15 protein-coding genes and 3 tRNA genes are annotated in these 16,092 nt (G+C 72.1%); 7 read left to right on the plus strand and 11 right to left on the minus strand.

Translation table 11 applies throughout. The annotated features are described in order from the left end of the window. The first annotated feature begins 27 nt into the window (after positions 1-27). Positions 28-1,374: a C39 family peptidase gene (locus tag C8K30_RS07935; RefSeq protein ID WP_233257045.1), complete on the plus strand. Its 1,347-nt coding sequence runs from the start codon at positions 28-30 to the stop codon at positions 1,372-1,374. A gap of 136 nt (positions 1,375-1,510) precedes the next feature. Here the strand turns inward: C8K30_RS07935 and C8K30_RS07940 are convergent, their stop codons facing one another. The 7 genes from C8K30_RS07940 to C8K30_RS07970 form a co-directional block, all read right to left on the minus strand. Beyond that, positions 1,511-3,757: an N-acetylmuramoyl-L-alanine amidase gene (locus C8K30_RS07940; protein ID WP_158280958.1), complete on the minus strand. Its 2,247-nt coding sequence runs from the start codon at positions 3,755-3,757 to the stop codon at positions 1,511-1,513. A gap of 165 nt (positions 3,758-3,922) precedes the next feature. Further along, positions 3,923-4,345, minus strand: a complete 423-nt coding sequence (locus C8K30_RS07945) for a MaoC family dehydratase (RefSeq protein ID WP_108492331.1) — start codon at positions 4,343-4,345, stop codon at positions 3,923-3,925. Further along, positions 4,342-4,827, minus strand: coding sequence for a MaoC family dehydratase N-terminal domain-containing protein (locus C8K30_RS07950; RefSeq protein WP_108492332.1), 486 nt, complete (start codon positions 4,825-4,827; stop codon positions 4,342-4,344). Before C8K30_RS07950 ends, C8K30_RS07945 begins: the two co-directional genes overlap by 4 nt. A 22-nt stretch (positions 4,828-4,849) precedes the next feature. Next, a complete protein-coding gene (rpmG, locus tag C8K30_RS07955) occupies positions 4,850-5,020 on the minus strand; it encodes a 50S ribosomal protein L33 (protein ID WP_013837798.1) in 171 nt (56 codons plus the stop codon). A gap of 83 nt (positions 5,021-5,103) precedes the next feature. Beyond that, a tRNA-Met gene (locus C8K30_RS07960) sits at positions 5,104-5,180 on the minus strand. 86 nt (positions 5,181-5,266) lie between these two features. Next, a tRNA-Thr gene (locus C8K30_RS07965) sits at positions 5,267-5,339 on the minus strand. A gap of 178 nt (positions 5,340-5,517) precedes the next feature. After that, positions 5,518-5,599 (minus strand) — tRNA-Tyr (locus C8K30_RS07970). A 126-nt stretch (positions 5,600-5,725) separates the two neighbouring features. Between C8K30_RS07970 and rarD the strand changes: the two genes are divergently transcribed. Beyond that, positions 5,726-6,628 carry an EamA family transporter RarD gene (gene rarD / locus C8K30_RS07975; protein ID WP_108492333.1) on the plus strand — a complete coding sequence of 301 codons (903 nt, stop codon included), beginning with the start codon at positions 5,726-5,728 and terminating at the stop codon, positions 6,626-6,628. A gap of 84 nt (positions 6,629-6,712) precedes the next feature. Here the strand turns inward: rarD and C8K30_RS07980 are convergent, their stop codons facing one another. Continuing rightward, complete coding sequence (locus tag C8K30_RS07980; protein WP_108492582.1) at positions 6,713-8,680, minus strand: acyltransferase family protein; 1,968 nt, start codon at positions 8,678-8,680, stop codon at positions 6,713-6,715. Between the two features lie 154 nt (positions 8,681-8,834). Here C8K30_RS07980 and C8K30_RS07985 point away from each other — a divergent pair, with 154 nt between their 5' ends. From C8K30_RS07985 to C8K30_RS07995, 3 genes are read left to right on the plus strand one after another with little or no spacing between them, the layout of a single operon-like run. After that, positions 8,835-9,515, plus strand: coding sequence for a response regulator transcription factor (locus tag C8K30_RS07985; protein WP_108492334.1), 681 nt, complete (start codon positions 8,835-8,837; stop codon positions 9,513-9,515). A 13-nt stretch (positions 9,516-9,528) separates the two neighbouring features. Beyond that, entirely contained in the window at positions 9,529-11,007 is a 1,479-nt protein-coding gene (locus C8K30_RS07990; protein ID WP_108492335.1) for a HAMP domain-containing sensor histidine kinase, read from the plus strand. Beyond that, positions 11,004-11,498 carry a hypothetical protein gene (locus C8K30_RS07995; protein WP_108492336.1) on the plus strand — a complete coding sequence of 165 codons (495 nt, stop codon included), beginning with the start codon at positions 11,004-11,006 and terminating at the stop codon, positions 11,496-11,498. The genes C8K30_RS07990 and C8K30_RS07995 overlap by 4 nt, the downstream gene beginning before the upstream one ends. A gap of 18 nt (positions 11,499-11,516) precedes the next feature. Here C8K30_RS07995 and C8K30_RS08000 read toward each other — a convergent pair whose 3' ends face one another. Beyond that, positions 11,517-12,044 carry a carboxymuconolactone decarboxylase family protein gene (locus tag C8K30_RS08000; protein WP_199230393.1) on the minus strand — a complete coding sequence of 176 codons (528 nt, stop codon included), beginning with the start codon at positions 12,042-12,044 and terminating at the stop codon, positions 11,517-11,519. A gap of 96 nt (positions 12,045-12,140) precedes the next feature. Here C8K30_RS08000 and C8K30_RS08005 point away from each other — a divergent pair, with 96 nt between their 5' ends. Together C8K30_RS08005 and C8K30_RS08010 are read left to right on the plus strand one after the other, a co-directional pair. Then, positions 12,141-13,088, plus strand: coding sequence for a sigma-70 family RNA polymerase sigma factor (locus C8K30_RS08005; protein ID WP_108492337.1), 948 nt, complete (start codon positions 12,141-12,143; stop codon positions 13,086-13,088). 87 nt (positions 13,089-13,175) lie between these two features. Next, positions 13,176-14,033 (plus strand): carbohydrate kinase family protein, encoded by an 858-nt coding sequence (locus tag C8K30_RS08010; RefSeq protein WP_108492338.1) that lies wholly within the window; start codon positions 13,176-13,178, stop codon positions 14,031-14,033. On the opposite strand, the gene C8K30_RS08015 is transcribed toward C8K30_RS08010, so the two are convergent. Both C8K30_RS08015 and C8K30_RS08020 read right to left on the minus strand, forming a co-directional pair. Then, entirely contained in the window at positions 14,030-14,905 is an 876-nt protein-coding gene (locus tag C8K30_RS08015) for an HAD family hydrolase (protein ID WP_233257046.1), read from the minus strand. The genes C8K30_RS08010 and C8K30_RS08015 overlap by 4 nt on opposite strands. A gap of 134 nt (positions 14,906-15,039) precedes the next feature. Continuing rightward, positions 15,040-15,999: an NADP-dependent oxidoreductase gene (locus tag C8K30_RS08020; protein WP_233257047.1), complete on the minus strand. Its 960-nt coding sequence runs from the start codon at positions 15,997-15,999 to the stop codon at positions 15,040-15,042. Positions 16,000-16,092 lie beyond the last annotated feature (93 nt).

The following is a 16,092-nucleotide window of genomic DNA, read 5'->3' on the forward strand; positions in this document are numbered from 1 at the left end:
AGGGGGCCCGGAGACATGGAGGCAGACGTGTCGATTCGAAGAGACCTGCGGACGAGGGCGTTCGCGCTGGCGGCGACAGGAGCGCTCGTGGTGCAAGCAGGGGTCGTGGCGAGTGCGGTGCCGGCGGCGAGCGCGCTCGAGGCGGGCCCGGCGGCATCGGACAACCAGATCACGCTGACCGCGTGGGACGGGTACGGCGAGCTGCTCGCGGGCAAGTCCTCGAACCTGCGGCCGAGCGCCCGGGGCGGGCTCGTGCTGCGTGGCGCGGGCGACACCGTGGAGTACACCGACCCGTTCGGCGACGGCACACCCGTCACGTACGAGACGGGCCGGTGGACCTCGCCGGTCGTGGAGACCGGGTACTCGATCGACGAGTCGGTGAGCTCGTGGAACGCGCGCACGCCCACGGGGACCTGGGTCGAGATCGAGTTCCGCGGCCGCAAGGCCGACGGGACGTGGACGAAGTGGTTCGTGATGGGCCGCTGGGCGTCGGGCGACGAGTTCGCGCCCGCCAACGGCAGTGTCGGCGACATCCACCGCACCTCCGTGAACGGCCAGACCGACGCCGACGCCTACCTGTTCACCGACACGTACGTCGCGAAGTCGGGCCACGAGCCGGACGCGTTCCAGACCCGGGCCACGCTGTACCGGCCCGAGGGCACCGCGGTGTCCCCGCGGCTGGAGTCGGTCAGCACCATGACCAACGAGTACCTGCCCGACTCGCACTACACGGGCACCAGCGACTTCACGCTCGGGCGCGAGGTCGAGCTCGACGTACCGCGGTTCAGCCAGAACATCCACACCGGCGAGTACCCCGAGTTCGGGGGCGGCGGTCAGGTGTGGTGCTCGCCGACGTCGTCCACGATGGTCATCTACTCCTACGGGCGCGAGGTGCCGCCCGCGGAGCTCGAGGGCATCGAGGCGCCGAACGGCGACCCGCAGGTCGACTACGCCGCCATGCACACCTGGGACTACGCGTACGAGGGTGCCGGCAACTGGCCGTTCAACGCGGCCTACGCGAGCACGTTCGGCCTGGAGTCCTTCGTGACGCGGCTCCGGTCCCTCGCGGAGGCCGAGAAGTTCATCAAGGCCGGCATCCCGCTCGTCCTCTCGATCAACTTCGAGGAGGAGGAGATGCCCGAGGCCGGGTACGGCACCAACGGGCACCTCGTCACGCTGATCGGGTTCACCGCCGACGGCGACCCGATCATCAACGACCCGAACAAGGCGAGCAACGAGGCGGTGCGCTCCGTGTACACGCGGGAGAACTTCGAGCGCGTGTGGCAGACCTCGACCGACGGCATCACGTACGTCTACCACCCGCACGACGTGAAGCTCCCCCGCAACCTCCCGGGAGTCACCCCGAACTGGTGACCCGGCCCGCCGCCGCAGAGCGGGAAAGCAGCACGCACCCGGGGTGTGTTGCGCGGAGTAGACAACGTCTACTCCGCGCAACACACCCCGGGTGCGTGCTGTCACCCCGCGGCGAGCCGGCCGACCCGGCGCCCGGCTAGCCGCCCGCCACGCGACGCGGGTCAGAGGTGTACGACGCCGTCGTGTAGCCCTCCGCGGAGACCGTCACCTGGACCGTGAGCTCGGCGCCCCGGTCGCGGCCCGTCACCAGGTACCTCGGGCCGATCGCCCAGCGCACCGGCTCGCCGTCGCGCAGCCACTGGTAGGCGACGTCGACGTCGTCCGGCAGGTACGAGCCGGCGTCGGCGGTCAGGACCCGCCCCACCTTGGCCTTGCCCTGGATCGACGGGCCGGACACGTCCGCCACCACCGGGTCGTGGAGCTCGACGTCGGCGGCGTTGACGAACAGGTGCCGGTGCGCCAGCCACACCTGGTAGTACACGTCGTCGCCACGCACGACCGTGCGGTCGCCCGGCACCGAGCCGTCGAACGTGGTGGCCCGGTAGTAGTCGGACGCCACCTGGTCGTCGGCCACGGCGTACGTCTGGTCGACGCCGATCGTGTACTCGATGGGCGTGACCGCCTGCACCGGGACGCCCGGGTACTCCGCGTAGGCGGCCGCCTCCGGGTAGGCCCGGCCGAACACCGGCGCCGGGGCGTCGCCCGCGACGGTGACGGTCTGCGCCGTCGTCGGCACCACCACCGGCCGGTCAGCCGGGTTGTGCAGCCACACCAGGGAGCCGGCCCACCACACGCCCAGCCAGTCACCCTCGACCTGGTCCACGACGAGCTTGTGCCCGGACTGCACGCGCGCGCTCACGTCGCTCGCGTAGGTGGTGCCGTTCGACCCGTCCGGCTTCCAGCCCGGGTCCTTCGCCAGCGGCGCATCCTCCGACGGCGCCTGGTACAGGTACCGGAAGTTCGTGCCCGCGCCCTCGACACATGCGCCCGACCCGGGCGACGCCTCCTGGCAGCCCGTCACCGGGTTCGGGTTGTCGGCGTACCCGGTGCGCACCTCGACGACGTCGCCCGGCTCGACGTTCGTCGTCGCCTCCAGGTCACCGCCGATGGGCGCGCCCAGCAGCTCGAAGTAGTGGTCCCAGTCCCAGTACGGGCCCGGGTCCCAGTGCACGTTCTTCGTGTAGCCGGGCAGGATGCCCGGCACCTGGTCGTGGCCGATGATGTGCGCCCGGTCGAGCGGGATGCCTTGCTCCGCCGCGAGGTAACGCACGAGCGCCGCCGACGACTGGTACATCGCCTCCGTGTACCAGGAGCCCGTGCCGGCCCAGCCCTCGTGCTCCAGGCCGATCGAGTGCATGTTCATGAACCAGTTGCCCGCGTGCCAGCCGACGTCGGCCGGGTCGAGGTGGTTCGCCACGTGCCCGTCCGAGGACCGCAGCGTGTAGTTCCACGCCAGGTAGGTCGGGTCCTGCACCAGGTTGACCGTCGGCTGGTAGGCCGTCTCGGTGTCGTGGATCAGGATGTAGTCGATCGACGGGCCGCCCTCGCCGGTGCGGTCGGCCTGGTCGTGGTTGCCGTAGGCGGTGGTGCTGTCCGGGGCGTCCGGGGAGTCCTTCTCGTACGGGGCGGGGAGCCATTCGCAGCCGAGGTCTTCGGGGCAGTCCGCCGCCGCATCGCTCGTGCTCGCGGCCTCGGGTACGACGACGTCCCGGTTGCCCGTGAGGATCACCGCGCCGTCGGCAGGGGTGGTGGTCCCGGCGCCCTGCCGGAGCGTCCGGTACACGCCGGTAGCGAAGCCCTCGATGTCGCTCATGCGGGACACTGCGTCCTCCCAGACCGTCACGCCGCTCGTCGTCGCACCGGCGTCGACCGCGCCGTCGCGCACCGCCTGGGCCTGGTAGGACGCGAGCAGGGCCGCACCGCCGCACACGTTGGCCTGCGCGTCCGACTTCAGGGCGGCCTCGTCGAGGCCGGTGAGCGTCGCCGCCCGGGCGAGCTCGGGAGTGCCCTCGCGCGCCGGTCCGTCCTTGTCGTTGACGGCCGACAGCGGCAGGCCATCGCCGTGCGCGTGGCCCGGCCCGTGGCCGCCCGCGAGGTTGAACACGCCGTAGCCGCCGTCGGCGCTGACCTGGCCGGCGTGCTGGTCCCAGCGCGACTCCATGTACGACACGGCCTTGAGCAGGTCCTCCGGAACCCCCGTGACCTCGGCCGCGGCCGCGAACGCCTCGTCGAGCGAGCGGGCGGCCAGCACGGGTGCGCAGGCGACCATTTCGTCGCCGGGCGCCGTCACCGTGGGCGCGGCGGAGGCTGCCGAGAGGGGTATGAGCGGAAAGAACACCCCGGCCGCTGCGGCCAAGGCGGTGATGCGTCGTCGGGACGTCACGCAGAGTTCCTCTCGTCGACTCTGTACAAACAGGGACGAGAGCATCACACCCGATCCGAGTGCGCATGAGAAGGCTTGCGGGCGAAAAATCGGAAAGAGGTTGCCCGGGCAGACGCTCCCGTCGCGACCTCTTGACCTGAAGGAACGTCAGGGACGCCGAAAGCGTCAGAGGCGGACGAGCACCTGGGTCCGGCCCAGGACCTTGGCCCCGTCGACCGTGACGGCGAGGTCCACACGGACCGTGCCCGCATCGGCGTCGATCACGCCGACCGTGCCGGTGACCTCGATCGACGCGGTGCCCGGGTTGGGCACCTCGACGGGCTTGGTGAACCGCGCCTGGTAGTCGACGACGGCGCCCGGGTCGCCTACCCAGTCCGTGACCAGGCCCACGACAGTGCCCATCGTCAGCATGCCGTGCGCGATGACGCCGGGCAGGCCGGCGGACTCCGCGAACCTGTCGTTCCAGTGGATCGGGTTGAGGTCGCCGCTGGCGCCCGCGTACCGGACGAGGGCCGCGCGATCGAAGGTGACGGTGCGCTTGCCGATCACGTCGCCGACCGCGAGCGTCGCGATGTCGGGGCGGCTCATGCGTCCTCACCCCGGATCGCGAGCGTGGACGTCACAGAGGCGACGGGCTCGCCCGGGGCCTCGGCCTCGGGGTCGGGCGACTCGGCGCCGGCCGGGAGCGCGAAGATCTCGCAGCGCGTGGTCACCATGCTGATGGGGCCACGGGAGACGATCCGGTCCACGTGCAGCACCGTCGTCAGCTCGTCACCGGCGACGATCGGGCGGTGGTGCGTGAAGCGCTCGTCCGCGTGGACCACGCGCGAGAAGTCGATGTCGGCCTCGGGGTCGCTGATGTACTGCGACTCGGCCCGCTGCGCCACGACCACTGCGAACGTGGGCGGGGCGACCAGGTCCGGATAGCCAGAACCCCGCGCCGCCACGAGATCGTGGTGCGCGGGGTGTGTGGCACCGACGGCACTGGCGAACTCGCGGATCTTCTCGCGGCCTACGGAGTAGGGAGCGTTGGCCGGGTAGACCCGGCCCTCGAAGTCAGCGTTCGCCACGTCGGTTGGTGACTACCGAGACTCAGCGAGTCTCGCGGTGCGACGTGTGCTTGCCGCAGCGCGGGCAGAACTTCGCCAGCTCCAGGCGGTCAGGGTCGTTCCGGCGGTTCTTCTTCGTGATGTAGTTCCGCTCCTTGCAGTCCACGCATGCCAGCGTGATCTTCGGGCGGACGTCCGCACTCTTGCTTGCCATGGCTCTCACCTCCGCGCCTCGAGGGAGAGGCGCCATGTGTCTTCTCGTCGTCCGGCAGTGGACGCCGAACGGATGTACTTGCTTGGTAGCGAGGGCGGGGCTCGAACCCGCGACCTCACGATTATGAGTCGTGCGCTCTGACCAGCTGAGCTACCCCGCCGCGCGTGACTGAACGCGAGGCCGTTCGCCGTTGTTCCCTCACCGGTAAATCGGTGAGAGAGACGGACGACCTCGCGTCGATCACAGAGCCCCGAAAGGGAATCGAACCCTTGACCTTCTCCTTACCATGGAGACGCTCTGCCGACTGAGCTATCGGGGCGGCGTGGAAGACTCTACATGCCCTCCGGCCTGGCGTGAAATCGAATCGGGTGTGAGGTGCGCCGCCTCGCTCACGGACCCCGGCAACGACCCGGCGCAGTCCCGGCGGGATCCGGTTTTCGACTCGGCCGAGAACGAGAACAGGGCGCCATCCGTGTGGATGACGCCCTGTTCGCCGGTGGCGGGTGAGGGATTCGAACCCCCGTAGGCTGTGCCAGCTGATTTACAGTCAGCCCCCTTTGGCCGCTCGGGTAACCCGCCGCGAACGGACCCAACCATAGCCCCCAACGGGTCCTCGCGAGAAATCGAAATGATGCCCCGGCCTGGTGACGAGGCCCACACGGCACGTCGCGGTCCGGGCCCTCGCCCGGGACCTATCGTGACGCCGTGACACAACACCGCGATCGCTGGGGACTGCCGCTCGGGATCGGCGCTTTCGCGATCTGGGGTGGGATGCCCCTGTTCTTCCCGCTGCTCCAGCCGGCGGGCGCCCTGGAGATCGTGGCCAACCGCATCGTGTGGAGCCTCGTCTTCTGCCTGATCGCACTCGCGGTGCTGCGGCAGCTCGGCGACTTCCGCGACGCCCTGCGCTCGCCCCGCACCCTGGGCACGCTCGCAGTGGCGTCCGTCCTGATCGTCGCGAACTGGTCCGTCTACGTGTACGCGGTCAACACCGGCCGCGTGCTCGACGCCGCCCTCGGCTACTTCATCAACCCGGTCCTCACGGTCCTGCTCGGCGTGCTGATCCTCCGCGAGCGCCTGCGCCCGGCGCAGTGGGTGGCGGTCGGCTGCGGCGCCGCGTCGGTAGTCGTGCTGTCCACCGGGCTCGGCGGCCTGCCGTGGATCTCGCTGTGCCTCGCGCTCACCTTCGGCTTCTACGGGCTCGTGAAGAACCGCGTGGGCCGGACCGTACCGGCGCTTCCCGGTCTCGCGGTCGAGACCGTCGTCGCCACCCCGTTCGCCATCGCCTACCTGGTGTGGCTCGGCAGCGCGGGGACGTTCACCGATTACGGCGTCGGGCACTCGCTGCTGCTCATGTCCTCCGGCATCGTGACGGCCCTGCCGCTGCTCCTGTTCGGCGCCGCCGCGCGCCGCCTGCCGCTGTCGGTGGTCGGCATGCTGCAGTACCTCGGCCCGGCCCTGCAGTTCCTGGTGGGGCTGTTCGTCTTCGGGGAGCAGATGCCGCCCGCCCGCTGGGCGGGGTTCGTCCTGGTGTGGGTGGCGCTCGTGCTGCTCACGGTCGACGGGATCCGCCAGGCTCGCAAGACGCCACGGCCGGGCCTGACCTGACCTGCCGTTGGTCGAGCTTGTCGAGGCCCGGGTCTCGAAAGGCTCGACCAACGGCGGGGCGGGGTTGTTCGACCGTGTGTCCCCTCAGCAGCCCTTGAAGCGCGCGTCCGCCGCCCAGCCGGCGTCCACCCATTCCTGCGGGTCGGCAGGGACGAACCCCGAGTACCGCTGCGCCAGCTCCTCCAGCAGCCAGCCCGCGAACCGGGCGGCGCCCTGCTGGCAGGTGTGGATGCCGTCGGAGCTACGGTCCGGCGTACCGTCGCGTTCTCGCTGGAAGGTGTCGCCCCACACGACGGCGCTGTCGAGCACGACGGCCCGTCCGCCCGAGCTCGCGGCCACGTCTCGGGCGACGTCGTCCGTGCGGTCCAGGTCGTCCATGTGCGGTGTGTAGAAGTCGTCCGGCCGGATCGGCGGGAAGGGGACGACGACGAGCTCGGCCCCGGCGTCCGCGGCGACGCGAACCAGCCGCTCGTAGCCGGCGCGCTGCTCCTGCTCGGTACCCCAGTCGTAGGTCGTGATCTGGTAGACGATCACGTCCGGCTCGACGGAGTTGATGACGGCGGGCAGCTCCGCCCAGGTCGACTCGGCGAGCGGGCCGACCACTCCCCCGCCGCCGTCCGACGCGACGGACTCCAACGTGAGGCCGCTGGCCGTCATGGCGGCATCCAGCGGCAGCGCCTCCCCCGCCGCGATCGAGTCGCCCATGAACAGGACCGTGGACAGCTCCGGCCGCGAGCCGGAGCCCGACCCGGCACCAGACCCCGGCAGTGCATCACCCGAGCCCACCGCGCCCGCGTCCACCTCGGCCACGGGCGGCCGGGGCACGACCACCCAGAACAGCGCGAGCGCGATCGTCACCGCCACCAGGGCCGTCAGTCCCGACCGTGCTCGTGCCCAGCCCGCCCGGAACCGCACCGGGTTCTCCACGAGGACCGTGGACAGGGCCGCGAGCGCCACCGACACCGCGCAGATGACCGCGGTGCGGGACCATCCCGTGAGGCCGAGCCGCTGCTCGGACAGGATCAGGAAGACCGGCCAGTGCCACAGATACAGGCTGTAGGAGACGAGGCCGAGCGCACGCAGGGGCCGCACGCCGAGCATCCGGGCGAGCAGGCTGCCCGGCGCCTGGACGCAGAGCACGACCACCAGCGCGGCGATCAGCGAGTGCGCGAACAGTCCACCCTGGTAGAGCCACGGGGACGCTTCGCCGTCGGCCACCCACCAGAGTGTGACCAGGGCGGCCACCAGCACTGCCAGGACCGAGCCGGCCCGCCTGCCGACGTGTCGCTGCAGCGCCCTCCGCACCGGGGTCGTGGCCACCAGCGCGCCGAGCATCAGCGAGAAAGCCCGGGTGTCGGTGCCCGTGTAGACGCGGGTCGTGTCGGCCGGGTCGAGCAGCAGGATCATGAGCGCGAGCGACGCAATGGACACGACGGCCGCGATCCAGGCCACCAGCGCTTCCTGACCGACCGGCCCCGCCTGTCCCGCCAGTCCGGCCCGCCGCACCCGCCGCGCCCACCGGGCGACGAGCAGCACGACCACCGGCCAGACCAGGTAGAACTGTTCCTCGACCGCGATGCTCCACAGGTGACCGAACACCCGGCCCACGCCGAACCCCTCCCAGTAGCCGGCCGACTCGCCGAGCAGGTGCCAGTTGACCAGGTTCGCCTGCACCCACGGACCGTCCGACAGTGCGGATCGCCACAGGTCGGAGTCGCCGAGCGCCCAGGTCAGCAGGGTGACGACGACCAGCATGGTCGCCAGCGCGGGCAGCAGCCGGCGGGCCCGGCGGCCCCAGAACGCGACCAGCGACACCGTGCCGCTGACCCGGACCTCACGCAGCAGCAGGTCGGTGATCAGGTAGCCGGACAGTGCGAAGAAGAGGTCGACGCCGAGGAACCCGCCGCCAAGGTGGCCCGCGTGGAACAGCAGCACCCCGAGGATCGCCACCCCGCGCAGTCCGTCCAGCGCCGGCAGCCGCCCGTCGCGCTGGTTCAGCCCCACCCGCTGGTTGATCCCCGCACGCTCGTTCAGCCCCACATGCTCGTTCATGGTCAGCACCCCGGGACGACGTCGAAGCTGAGTTCTGTTCATGCGCCCCACGCTCGGGCGGGCGCGTCACGGCCCCGTCGCCGGAATGTCGCAACCGTGTCGCAGACCTCCCGGCGGCATGGCTGGGCCCGAAGGTCTCCTCGATACTTGTGCCATGTCCCGCATCCTGTTGATCGAGGACGACCACTCGGTCCGGATCAGCCTCGCCAAGGCACTGGGCAGGTACGGGCACGACGTCGCCTCCGCACCGAGCGGCGAGGAGGGTCTCCGGCTGTACCGGGAGCACGCCGCGGAGCTCGTCGTCCTCGACCTGATGCTGCCGGGGATGGACGGCTTCGAGGTGTGCCGCAGGATCCGTGCTGCGGGGACCGTCCCGATCGTGATGCTGACGGCCCGGGGCGACGACATCGACGTCGTGAGCGGGCTGGAGTCGGGCGCCGACGACTACGTCGTCAAGCCCGTCGAGCCCCGCGTCATCGACGCGCGGATCAGGGCGGTGCTCCGCCGTGGTGCCCCGGACCGGGCAGGCCGGAGCAGGGCGGCGTACGGCGATCTGGTCATCGACCGCGCCTCCATGACCGTGACCCGCGACGGGGACGCGGTTGCGATGACGCCCACGGAGCTGCGGCTGCTGCTGGAGCTCTCGGGCTCGCCGGGCCAGGTGCTGAGCCGGCAGCAGCTCCTGGAGTCCGTGTGGGAGCACAGCTACCTCGGCGACTCCCGGCTGGTGGACAACGGGGTGCAGCGGCTGCGCGCCAAGATCGAGGCCGATCCCGCCGCTCCGGTGTTCATCCAGACCGTGCGGGGCTTCGGCTACCGGTTCGGCCCGGTGTAGGCGTACGGACGGCATGCGAGTCGAGAGCACGGCCCGGCGCTGGTGGCCCAGGAGCCTGCGGGCGCGGGTGATCCTGGCGTTCGTGGCGGTCGCGATGGTCGCCGCCACCGCGGCGTCGGCCGCAGGGTACATCGCGGCCCGGGCGTCGCTCGTGGAGGAGACCCAGCGGCGCGCCGTCGACGCCGTCCGGGACCAGATCTCCCGCCTCGCTCCGGAGGTCGAGTACCCGCCCGACCAGCAGTCCCTGGACCGGCTGCGCATCTCGCTCGGCGAGGACTCGATGGTCACCTACGAGGGCCTGACCGCGGCGTCGGGCGGTGCGCTGGGGCTGATCAGCGACGAGCTGCGCGCCGCCGTCGCGGACGGCGACCGGTTCTCCGTGCAGCGGGTCGTCGACGAGTCGGGCCCGCACCTCGTGATGGCCGCCCCGATCCTGCTCACGAGCGTGGACGGCGGTCAGCGCGCCTCCGGCATCGAGGTCTACGTGGTGCAGGGCCTGACCCCGACCCAGGCCCAGCTCGACCAGTGGACGCGCGTCGTGGTGCTGACCATCGTGGGCGCCCTGCCGCTGGCCGTGCTCCTCGCCCTCCTGGTCTCGCGCAGCGTGCTGCGTCCTGTCCAGCGGCTCGCGCACAGCGCGAACCAGCTCGCGGAGGGGAATCTCGGCACCCGGCTCACGCCGTCCGGCCGGGACGAGCTGGCCGACCTCGCGTCCACGTTCAACGACACGGCGGCCGCGCTGGAACGGTCGGTCGGCAAGCTGCGCGACCGGGAGGCGGACGCCAGGCGCTTCGTCGCCGACGTCTCCCACGAGCTGCGGACGCCACTCATGGCGCTCACCTCGATCATGGAGATGCTGGACGCCGACGCGCGCGACCGGTCCCCGGAGGAGCGGGAGATGACGACGATGGCCGTCGACCGGACCCGGAAGCTGGCCCGCCTGGCCGAGGACCTGCTCGAGCTGTCCCGGCTCGACGCCGGTGCCGTCGAGCTCCGGCCGGAGCTGGTCGACGTGGTCCACGTGGTGGCCGACACCGTCCGCACCCGGGGCTGGACCGACGGCGTCGTCCTGGTTCCCGCGGAGCCGGTACCCGCCCGCGTCGACGTGCGCAGGCTGGACATCTCCGTGGCCAACCTCGTGGGCAACGCGCTGCGGCACGGCAGCCCGCCCGTCGCGGTCGAGGTACGGGCAGAGGCGGACGACGTGCTCGTCGTCGTCACGGACCACGGTCCCGGGCTGCCCGAGGGCGTCGCCCCCGACCGGCTCTTCGGACGCTTCTACAAGGGCGATCCGTCCCGGACGCGCTCGGACGGCAGTGGGCTCGGCCTCGCGATCACGCTGGTGAACGCCCGGCTGCACGGCGGGGACGTCTCCGCGCGCGACAGCGATGACGCCGGAGCCCGGTTCGTGCTCCGGCTGCCTCGCCGGCTCGACGACGAGGCCGATATCGACGAGGACGCCGGCATCGACGACGACGAGGCCGGGCGATGAGCGCGCGTTGGGTGCGCGCCACCGCGGTCGCCCTTGCCTTGGCGGCCGGCGCACTGACCAGCGGCTGCGGCGTCGGGCCGAGCGGCGTCGAGGACGGCGGCGAGGCGCCCACCGGGCTGGCGGGCGGCCCCACCCTCTACTTCGTCGACGACGGCGGACGGCTGCGGCCCGACACGCGGGACACCGGCCGCCTGGGGACGGTGCTCGGGGCGATCCAGCTGCTGATGGCCGACGTCGACCCCACGGAGGCCGGCCTGCACAGCGAGATACCACCGACGACCACCAGGACGGTGGTGGAGGACGCCGGGGACTACGTGACGATCTACCTGCCGCTGCGCAGCGCCGAGATCAGCCCCGTCGGCATGGACCAGATCATCTGTACGGCCGCCGCCGTGGTCGCCGCCTCGGGGCGGGGCGTCGCCGACGTCGCGATCGCGGTCCGGCCCACCCATGGCGACGTGGTCACCCGGCCGTGCCCGGTCGTCGGCTGACGACCGGGCGACAGCGGCTCACCAGGTACCGGGCACCTGGCGGACCGTCACGTTGAGGCGGTTGTAGAGGTTGGTGACCCCGACGTGCAGCACCAGCGCACCGAGCGCCTGCTCGTCGAAGTGCTCGGCAGCGGCGGCCCAGACGTCGTCGGGCACCGGGTCGGAGCTGTCGGCGAGGCGGGTGATCGCCTCCGCGAGCGCGAGCGCCGCGCACTCGGCCTCGGTGAGGTAGGGCGACTCGCGCCAGGCCGCCACCGACGCGAGGCGGTCCTCCGACTCGCCGGCCTTGCGTGCCTGCCGCATCCCGTAGTCGATGCACCAGCCGCAGCCGTTGATCTGGCTGGCACGGAGGTGCACCAGCTCGAGCGTGGCCGCGGGCACGCCCTGCCCGTGGACCATCTGCCCGAGCCCGGCGAGGACCTTGACCGCGCCGGGGACGACCGTCGCCGGGTTCTTCATCCTGGGTGTCACGGTCCGCAGGTGCGGTGTGGTGGACGCTTCGGGTGCAAAGCCCTGGGCCTGGTGGGTGGTGGTCTCGGTGGTCATCACGGTCCTCTCGTCGTGGCCGGGGGTCCGGCCGGTCACATCGGCGTCCTGCGCGCCGTCATCCCCTTGACGACACCGAGAGCCAGGATGTGACAGATGAGCCCCGACGAACTTGCCTCCGCCTTCGAGCAGCACCGGCCTCGCCTGCGGGCGGTGGCCTACCGCATGCTCGGCAATCCCGACGACGCCGACGACGCGCTCCAGGAGACCTGGCTGCGCCTGAACCGCACCGGCGATGCGGGCATCGACAACCTCGCCGCCTGGCTGACCACGGTCACCGGCCGGATCTGCCTCGACATGCTCCGCTCCCGGTCGACGCGCCGCGAGGACCCGCTGCCGTCCGGCCGGCCCGACGACGCCGCGCCCGAGATCCTGGACGAGGACGGCCCGGATCCGGCCCGGGAGGCCGAGCTGGCCGACGTCGTCGGCGTGGCGATGCAGATCGTGCTGGAGAGCCTCGACCCGGCCGAGCGACTGGCCTTCGTGCTGCACGACCTGTTCGCCGTCCCGTACGAGCAGATCGCGCCCGTGCTGGGCCGGTCCGTCGCGGCGGCGCGCCAGCTCGCGAGCCGCGGGCGGCGTCGGGTGCAGTCCGGGTCGACGGCGGAGGCCGCCGCGCGGGCCGGCGTCGACGACCGGGCCGACGGCGGTGCCCGCACCGACCGGCAGGTGGTCGAGGCGTTCCTCCTGGCCTCCCGGACGGGCGACCTCGCGGGCCTGCTGGCCCTGCTCGCGCCGGACGTGGTGCTGCACGCCGACCAGGCGGCCGTCGAGGCAGCCGCCGCCAACGCCGACCGGGGTGCGCCCCGGCTGGCCCGCGAGGTCCGTGGTGCCGCAGCGGTGGCGGAGTCGTTCCGTGGCCGGGCGAAGGCGGCGGTGCCCGCGCTGATCGACGGCTCGGTCGGGTTCGCCGGGGCGCCGGGCGGCATCCCGCGCTTCGTGTTCACGGTGGTCGTGCACGAGGGCCGGGTCGCCGCGATCGATCTGACCGCCGAGCCGGCCGCTGTCGCCGGCATGCACGTGGTGCTGCTCGGCGCTTCCTGAGAGCGGTCTCGGGTGCCGGAGCCGGCTCGGTCCGGCGCCCGAGGCCGTTGTCGAACCGGACCTCCGCCCAGTGGCAGGGTTATGCATATGGATACTCCTCGCACCGTGGTGGCCGGGCCCGCGACGTGGAACACGATGGTCCGGCTCGACCACCTCCCCGAGCCCAGGCCGCACACCGTGTTCGCGCGCGGGTCCGTGCGCACGCTGGGCGGCACGAGCGCCGGCAAGGTCCTGCACCTCGCCGACCTCGGGGTGGCGGCCACGCTCGTCGCCGACGTCGGGACCGACCCGGAGGGGAACCTGATCCTCGCGGCGCTCGAGCGCGCGCGGGGTGCCGAGGTGCTGGCGCGCCGTGTCGTCGGGCCGTCGGAGCAGCACCTGAACCTCATGACCGACGCAGGCGAGCGCATCTCGATCTACCTCGCGGTCCCCGTCTCGTCGCCCGGGCCCGACGCCGCGGCGGTCGCGCGGCTGGCCAGGGCCGAGCACGTGGTGCTGGACCTGAGCGCCGTCGGGCAGAGCCTGCTGCCGGCCGCCGTCGCGAGCGGTGCAACGCTCTGGACCGACCTGCACGACTACGACGGCGTCGCCGAGTTCCACCAGCCGTTCGCGGACGCGTGCGGGTACATCTTCCTCAACGACGACGGCACCGACGACCACCGCGCCCTCATGACGTCGCTGCTGGAGCGAGGCGCGAGCACGGTGGTGTGCACGCTCGGCGCCCGCGGGGCCGTGGCGCGCACCGCGGAGGGCTGGTTCGAGTGCCCGGCGGAGCCCACGGAGGTGGTCGACACCAACGGCGCCGGAGACGCGTTCTTCGCCGGGTTCTTCGCGGCGCACCTCGGCGGCGCGGGCACCGCGGAGTGCCTGCGCGCGGGTGCGCGCCAGGCGACCCGCGCCCTGGGCAGCCGACACCTGAGCCCGCTGCTGGACCCGGTGGGCTAGACCAAGGTCCGGGCCAGCGCGGTCGCCAGCTCCTCCGCCACGCCGTCGGCATCATGATGGCCGACGACGGCGTCCGCGCAGGCCAGCACGTCCTCGTGGGCGTTGGCCACGGCGATCCCGCGACCGGCCCAGGTGAGCATCGGCAGGTCGTTGGGCATGTCGCCGAAGGCCCAGACGTCGGCGGCGTCGACGCCGAGCCGCGCACACCAGCGGGCCAGGGCGGCGGCCTTGTCGACGCCGGGCGGCATGAGCTCGGCCAGGCCGACGGCGCCCGAGTACGCCAGCTGCGCGTGCTCCCCCACCGCGGCGCGCACCGCGGTGAAGAACTGCTCCTGCGCGAGCCGGATCTCCTCCGGCGGGTCCAGGAGGATGCCCGGCGGCGGGATGTGCGCGGGGTCGAGCGCGAGGATCTTGGACACCGGGCCGCGAGCGCCGAGCGTGTCCTCGACGGGCACCGACCACAGGTCGGGGTCCAGCGCCGGCTCCCGGTTCGGGTACATCGGGTCGAACGCGACGCCGTCGGGCCGCTCGAAGGCGAGCGCGGCGTGGGGCAGCGCGGCCCGGATGCCGGCCACAGCAGCGCGCACCGCGTCGTCGTCGAACCCGCAGGTGTCGAGGGTCTCGCCGGAGGCGAGGTCGAGCACGCAGGCGCCGCCGATGCAGATGACGCGGCCGTGCCCGCCGACGGTGTCGGCGAGGTGGGTGAGCCAGCGCGGTGGGCGGGCGGTCACGAAGACCACCTCGACGCCGGCCGCGTCCAGGTCGGCGAGGACCTGCCGGGTGCGGTCGGAGACCTGGCCGTCGCTGCGCAGCAGCGTGCCGTCGAGGTCGGTCGCGACGACCCGGGGCAGGCGGGTCAAAGCTCGTCCCATGGGCTCACGAACGGGACCTCCGGTGTAGGCACGTGCCTACGGTACGCCGCGATCGAGCCAGTCCCGGCGCAGCTGCCGGCGGCGAAAGGGAGCATCACATGCGCGGGCAGCAAGCCCGCCGGTGGTCAGTTGTTCTACATCTGGACGACGACCTTCCCCTTGGCCCGGCCGCGTTCCAGGTAGGTGAATGCCTCGGTGATCTGCTCGAACGGGAAGACCTGGTCTGTCACTGTCCTGAGCTTGCCCTGATCGACCAGGTCGGCAAGCAGGTCGAGGTCCGCACCGCTCGGGTGCATGAACATGTACCGGTAGCCGACGCCATTGCGCCGGGCTTCGCGGCGGACCCTGGTGGTGGCCGCCCACAGTGCGGCGGTGACCAGCGGGCCGACGTCCAGGTCCAGGCGAGCGGTTGTCGCGTCGGGGACTCCTGCGACGGAGACCGTCCTGGCACCGCGCTTGAGGATGGCGAAGCTGTCCATCAGGTCCTGGCCGCCGGTCAGGTCGATGGCGCCGTCATAGTCACGGAGGAGGTCCTTGAACCTCTGCGTCCGATAGTCGACGACCGTCTCGGCTCCGAGAGACCGCACCAGTTCCTCGCCACAGGGGGATGCGGTGGTGGCCACCCTCGCGCCCATCCAGACGGCCAGCTGGATGGCCAGGGTGCCGACGCCCCCGGCTCCGCCGGAGATGAAGACGCGGTCGCCCGCAGTCACGGTCAGCTCGTCCCTCAGCGCCTGCAGCGCGGTCAACCCGGCCAGCGGGAGCCCGGCCGCATCGGCGAAGTCCAGCGACGTCGGCATCTTCGCCACGAGGGTCTCGTCGACGACGACGAAGGGGGCGAACGCGCCCAGCCTCCTCTTGTCCACCCGGGCAAAGACCCGGTCCCCGACCGCGAACCGCGTGACTCCGGCGCCGGTCTCCTCGATCACACCGGACAGCTCGCTCCCCGCGACCATGGGCAGGTCGAGGCGGTTCAGCAGGCGCATCCTGCCTTCGCGGACCTTGTAGTCGAGTGGGTTCAGGCCGGCGGCCCGAACGCGGATGAGTACGTCACCGTCGCCCGGCACGGGCTCGGGGACGTCCTGAGATCTCATCGCACTCGCGTCCCCGTACCGGTTCAGCACGTATGCCCGCATGGGAGAGTTGCCTGCTTTCGTTGCCGGAGAGCGACTGCAGGACCGCGCTCA

The organism is Promicromonospora sp. AC04 (genome assembly GCF_003058225.1).
Taxonomy (GTDB): domain Bacteria; phylum Actinomycetota; class Actinomycetes; order Actinomycetales; family Cellulomonadaceae; genus Promicromonospora.